Origin of the sequence: Collinsella sp. WCA1-178-WT-3 (M1), from assembly GCF_009696325.1 — a bacterium.
Lineage (GTDB): Bacteria > Actinomycetota > Coriobacteriia > Coriobacteriales > Coriobacteriaceae > Collinsella.
Map to the genome: position 1 here is coordinate 1 of NZ_VUME01000025.1, position 2,182 is coordinate 2,182.

General features: G+C 55.5%; 2 protein-coding genes. Both read right to left on the bottom strand.

The features are described 5' to 3' along the window. Positions 1-669: 669 nt before the first annotated feature. Positions 670-1,794, bottom strand: coding sequence for an aminotransferase (locus FYJ40_RS08810; protein ID WP_154518689.1), 1,125 nt, complete (start codon positions 1,792-1,794; stop codon positions 670-672). Between the two features lie 262 nt (positions 1,795-2,056). Then, positions 2,057-2,182, bottom strand: a 126-nt coding sequence (locus FYJ40_RS08815) for an arginine deiminase family protein (protein ID WP_229770747.1), incomplete at its 5' end; no start/stop codon positions are given.

Here is a 2,182-nt window from a genome sequence, read left to right on the forward strand (position 1 = left end):
GCGGCAGGTTGAGGAGCTCGTCGCCGGGACGGTGCAGGCAGACCTTCCTGAGCTTGCCGATCTCGGAAGGCACGTGCAGACCTTTCGTCATGGCCTCCTACCTTTCTTTCGGGCCCTTGTCAGGGCCGATTCGTTAGCGCCCCTCCGTGTGAGGCGTTATTGCTGACGACATATTTATATCCAAAATCAACCCATACTTCCACCTCGCCCCCGAACGGTTTTTTATAGGGGGTGAACGGCATACACATATACTTCACGCATGGCACACTTCATCTTAATAAAGTGTATTTACGTGCTTAAACGCGTTTTCAATCCAAAAATCAAATGGAACTAAACTTTGTTAAACCACCCTCAGATTGCATATTTCGCGCAACTATATGAATAGAATTCGCAATTCTTGCTGCATCTCAACCATTTTGAGTTTTATTCAAAAAAAAGTTCTTCCTATTCATTTTTTGCAAACAGATTACCGTTTACCAGACGTTGAATACCGTTCACCGGAAGCTTAGTATAAGGCCCGTCGAATACCCGATCGATCTTGCGTCTCCATTTGTAACAACTTGACTTTTCCGGCGGCAAAGACAAACAGACCCGCCCCCAAAAGGGGCGGGTCTGCATTCGGTACACCTAGGGCCAAGTAAGGTTTAGGCCTTCGCGGGCCTCAAGGGATTAGCAATCGAACTCGGCCAGTGCCTCGCCCAGAAGCCTCAAGCCCTCGCGAAGAACATTTTCGCTCGCGCAGTAGCCCAGGCGTGCGCCGCAGGGAAGCTCAAAACGGCTGCCGGGCACCAGCAGCACCCCCCTCTCGGACAACAGGCGCTTGCAGAACTCCTCGTCGTCCTCGGGAATATCAAGCTGGATAAACGAGGTAGACACGCCCTGTGGGGCCGTCCAGGAAACGCGATGTTGCGTATCGATCCAAGCCTGCGCGATATCGCGATTGCCAGACACGATCTTGCGGTTGCGCTCGAGAATCTTGTCCTTGTGCTCAAGCACATAGGTCGCCAGGGCATCGTTGAACACGCCGCCGCAGATCATGGTGTAATCGCGATAGGTGCGGATGCGATTGGACACCTCTTCGTCGGTCACGACCCAACCCACGCGGGCTGCAGGCGTCGAATAGGTCTTAGACACCGAGTTGGTGACAATGGCCTTCTCATACACGTCGGCCATCGACATAAAGGACTCGGTGTTCTCGAGCGGCAGATACACCTCGTCACACAGCACGTAGGCGCCCACCGAACGGGCGATCTCGGCAATCTGACCGAGCGTATCGGCATCAAGCACCGTACCGATGGGGTTCGATGCGTTGTTGATGCAGATGAGTTTCGTGTTGGGACCCACCAGGCGCTTGAGCTCCTCGATATCGGGCTTCCAGCCGAGCTCCTCGCGAAGCTCCCAATACTCGACCTCGGCGCCCAGTGTACGCGGGATCTCGTAGAGCGGCGCATAGGTAGGCCACTCGGCGATGACATGATCGCCGGGCTCGACCACGGCCATGATGGCGTTGAGGTTGGCACCCGTGCAGCCATTGGTCTGCAAAATGTGATCGGGATTGACCTCGCGACGATAGAGCTTGGCGACCTCAGCCTTAAACTCCGGTGAACCCTCGATCCAGCCGTAGTTCATCTTCTCGCGGTCCAGGCGCTCGTAGAATGTGGCGCCGTCCTGCTCGTCGAGCGCGCGCAGCTCGCCCATGGTAAGCGAGGAGATCGTCGACTGGGCGATATCCCACGTAGCGCTCTTCTCCCAAACGTTAAGCCACTCTTCAACGCCGATCGTCTTGATATCCATGGTTAGGCTCCAATCGCTAGAACACGGGGGTGATGCCGGCAAAGGTCATGGGAATCGAGATGATGCCCAAAAGGCAAAAAAGCCGACACCGTTGGGGGGGTATCAACGTGACTGCCCCTGGTCATATGGGCCGCCTTATCTGATGTTAATTAAGCTTCATTAAACAAGAACGGGGCGGTGCGAAAACCCGCACCGCCCCATTGGAAGACATCTAATGGCAGCTAGATGTTTGTATTAAGACCCGTACGGGTCTTTGAAAACCTTAGAGGTCCTCGCGCCAGAAGGGCATGCTCATGCAGCGCGGGCCGCCACGGCCGCGGGAGAGCTCGGCGGAGGGCACGACGAGAAGGTCCAGGCCCTCCTTGTACAGCACGTCGTTGGTGACGGT